Here is a 2,720-nt window from a genome sequence, read left to right as displayed (position 1 = left end):
CGACGGCCGTCGGCCGTGTCGAAGCACCGGCAGCGGTCGGGCAGGGCGCCGCCGCGGCCAGCGGCCCGATCCGCACGCGTCAGCAGGCGCTGGCGCAACTACGCGAAGTCGCCGATTTCTTCCGCCGTACCGAGCCGCACAGCCCGGTCGCCTATCTCGCCGCGCGCGCCGCCAAGTGGGGCGAGATGCCGCTGCACGCGTGGCTGCGCACCGTCGTGAAGGACGATGCGACGTTGTCGCAGATCGAGGAGTTGCTGGGCGTGATGCCGGACGCGGAGAGCGATTCCAGCAGCTGAGTCAGCCCGCCGCGCAGCCAACAACCTGTCGTCCCCGCGCAGGCGGGGACCCAGCGACCTGCACGGCTGCCAGCAATGGATCAAGCCACTGGGTCCCCGCCTGCGCGGGGACGACAAGCAAATCGTCGATCAACGCCTTACTGGCTCGCCCTGAACTCGATGCGCCGATTGCGCGCCCGGTTCTCTTCCTTGTCGTTCGGCGCGATCGGCTGATCCGGGCCGACGCCGACCGCCGACAGCACCGACGGCTCGATGCCCTTGCCGGCCAGATAGCTCTTGACCGTTTCCGCGCGCGATTGCGACAGCGCCAGATTGAGCGCGCGGCTGCCCGAATTGTCGGTGTGGCCGACGATCTCGATCTTGCGTCCCGACAGCTTTGGCAGCACCGCCGCCATCTCGTCGAGAATCACGCGGCCCTTCGGCGTCAGCGTGGCGCTGCCGGTCTCGAATTCGATGATCCGGTTCGCCAGCGTACGGTCCAGCAGATCCTGGCCCGAGGCCGGCACGCGCAGACCATTCTTGATCGTGTAGTTCTGCCCGAGTCCGCTGGACATCATCGTGGCAAGCTGTTGCCGTTGCCCCTCGTCGGCGACGTCGCCATAGAGCGCGATCTGCGTGCCGTCGATGCTCAGCTGACCCCGCTTGACCTGCTTGATCTGCGGCGACAGCACCTTCTGCACGTTCGCGGTCCAGTTCGGCGGCGACACCACGCCGCCCACCTCGATCTGGTCGACCACATTGGCCGCGCCATACAGCTCGCGCAGCCGTGCGAGCACCTCGGCCTTGGTGGCCTCGTCCGGCACCGCGCCGCCGGCTACCACGCGGCCCGCCGCCGCCTCCGCGCCGGCAGGCGTCTGGGCGGAGGCGGGCGCCGCCAGCAGCCAGGTCAGGGCCGTCGCCAGCGCAACAGCGCGGCAGGCCGGGAAAACCGAACGCATGATCATTCTCCGATGAAGACTTCGCGGAAGGTGTCGAGCGCCGCGCGCAGCGACAGCTGCGGCTGCTCGAGATAGCTGGCCAGCTTGGCGACGCCATAGCGCGAGCCGGCATGCTGGTCCACCCACTGCGGGTCGTCGATGTCGATATTGACTTCGCCGTACGCCAGCGGCGACATGATGCCGTGCAGCGTGCGCGACGAGGCGCCGTTGAAGCCGATCACCAGGCGTTCGCTGCGGCCGCCTTGTCTTGCACCCTCGTTACCCACGCGGCCCAGGAACAGCGACAGCTCGAAGTCCCCGCGCTTCAGGAAGCCCGACACCAGATCGAGCCAGAAACTGGCCACCAGGCTGCGATAGACCGGGTCGGACGGCAACGGCAACGTCAAGCCTTTGTCCAGCCGCGAGGTGCCGGCGCTCATCACCGGTTCGAGCAGGATGCCGAGCGCGACCAGCGTGCGGCGCAGGCACAGCGTCTGCCCGTCGGCGCGCAGCATCTGCTCCAGGCCGGCCACCGTCTGGAATTCGATGAAGTCCTTGAAGCTGGCATCGTAGGCCTGCGCGCCCGCGCCGATCTCGACCGCGAACTGGGTCTGCGCCAGATTGCGCAGCCCTTCGGCCGGATCGGGGGCGGAAACCAGTTCCTGCATCTGATGGCTGGCGCGTGTCCACAGCCGGGTCAGCGCCAGCGGGCTGCGCGCGATGAACGGCAGCGGCTGGTCGATCTCCAGCGCGGCGGCGGCGAGGAAGGGGAAGCGGCGCGACGACTGGTCGTTGCTGGCCATCACCGTGCCGGCGATCGCCAGCCGGCTCTGCGAACCGAGGAAGGCGAACTGGACCGGCTGCCACGCGTCATAGACGGTCTTCCAGCCCGGATCCTCGGCCAGCATTTCCATCGCCTGCGACAGCCAGCGATCGAGCGTATCGAGCAGCTGGGTCTGGTTCGGGCTCTTGACGAAATCCCCGCGCGACGGAAGCTTGCCGAAGTACGCGAGCTGCAATTGCGCTGCCTGGCTCATTGCGCACCTCCTGCACGCACGGTGGCGCCGGATTGCGCGACGGGCGCGCCGGATTGCGCAACCGGTGCCGACGCGGCGGGCTGTGCCGCCTCGGTCGTGCTGACCGGCGCCGAGGCGTCCGCAATCGCCGGCGGCAGCTTCAGGCCGCGCAGACCTTGTCCCTGCGGCGAGTCCGCGGCGGCCGTGGTGGTCTGCGGGCTGCTGACGATGCGCAGCGCCACCGCGACGGTAGTGCCGCCCTGGGTCCACGACAGCTCGAAGGCGCCATCCGGACGACGCTTGCGCGAGGCCGTGGCGATCAGCCGTTCCAGGCCGAAGCGGCCCGGTTCGCTGAGCACCTCGACGGTACGGCCGTCGAAGGTCGTCGCGGTGATGCGCGCGCCCGGCGTGCCCTGCGGATTGGGCCAGACGAAGTTGGTCCACTGCGGCGGCGTATTGCGATAGCGCAGCTGTTGTCCATCGATCTCGAT

At 69.0% G+C, this 2,720-nt stretch carries 3 protein-coding genes and 1 pseudogene; 1 reads left to right on the top strand and 3 read right to left on the bottom strand.

Features of this window, described 5'->3' with window-relative positions:
• Positions 1 to 296, top strand: a pseudogene (locus tag B551_RS16235) (type VI secretion system protein TssA); the annotation flags it as partial.
• A gap of 137 nt (positions 297 to 433) precedes the next feature.
• Here B551_RS16235 and B551_RS16230 read toward each other — a convergent pair.
• The 3 genes from B551_RS16230 to B551_RS16220 all read right to left on the bottom strand — a co-directional run.
• Complete coding sequence (locus tag B551_RS16230; RefSeq protein WP_023264548.1) at positions 434 to 1,240, bottom strand: OmpA family protein; 807 nt, start codon at positions 1,238 to 1,240, stop codon at positions 434 to 436.
• Positions 1,237 to 2,250 carry a type VI secretion system-associated protein TagF gene (tagF, locus tag B551_RS16225; protein ID WP_006580134.1) on the bottom strand — a complete coding sequence of 338 codons (1,014 nt, stop codon included), beginning with the start codon at positions 2,248 to 2,250 and terminating at the stop codon, positions 1,237 to 1,239. Before tagF ends, B551_RS16230 begins: the two co-directional genes overlap by 4 nt.
• The coding region (locus tag B551_RS16220; RefSeq protein WP_043440277.1) for a type VI secretion IcmF C-terminal domain-containing protein at positions 2,247 to 2,720 on the bottom strand (474 nt) is incomplete at its 5' end. The genes tagF and B551_RS16220, both read right to left, overlap by 4 nt.

The sequence above is a fragment of the Cupriavidus sp. HPC(L) genome, from assembly GCF_000307735.3.
In the GTDB taxonomy this organism is placed as follows: Bacteria; Pseudomonadota; Gammaproteobacteria; order Burkholderiales; family Burkholderiaceae; genus Cupriavidus.
This window is presented reverse-complemented; position numbering and strand designations above follow the sequence as displayed.